The organism is Paenibacillus germinis, assembly GCF_013141785.1.
Classification (GTDB): Bacteria; Bacillota; Bacilli; order Paenibacillales; family NBRC-103111; genus Paenibacillus_E; species Paenibacillus_E phytorum.
Genome location: NZ_WHOC01000118.1, coordinates 1 through 515 on the forward strand (window position 1 = coordinate 1; position 515 = coordinate 515).

Here is a 515-nt window from a genome sequence, read left to right on the forward strand (position 1 = left end):
GGAAATCCAAATGCAATAATTTCTTTTAACCCAGGCGTTTCCATTAAGAAAAATCCTCAGGCCGGCGATTTCGAGGATTATACTGCTGGAGAAGTAACATCCTTCGGAGCCGTTCCCACAAGTAGATGGTTAGACGGATTACAATGGCATACACTTTCTCATTTGGGTACCGGTTGGGCAGGAGCGAACAAAAGCTATACCGACATGTATATGGTTGATTACATAAAGTCTGTTAATCAAAACCAAGGTGTAGTATCAATGGATGCCGCCATTTTTAAAAACGGTTCGTTGAGTCCTGATCAGCTAAATCAAATGAAAGCCATTAAGGCTGGTGTGAGAGATGGGATCAATCCATCGCCACCGGATGAAAATAATGTAGCCTTTGGGATCGTTCCAAGTGCTTCGGCAAATTTTAATAATTTGGTTAAAATAACCAACGGAGATAAAGACACTAACCAATTTAGCGATAGTTATCCAAATAACGGGTTGCGATGGATAAAAATTGATTTAGGGAA

The 515-nt window shown here is 40.4% G+C and carries 1 protein-coding gene; it reads left to right on the forward strand.

The genetic code is table 11. The features are described 5' to 3' along the window. Positions 1-515: hypothetical protein (locus GC102_RS40950; RefSeq protein ID WP_171691454.1), on the forward strand; the 515-nt coding region annotated here is incomplete at both ends.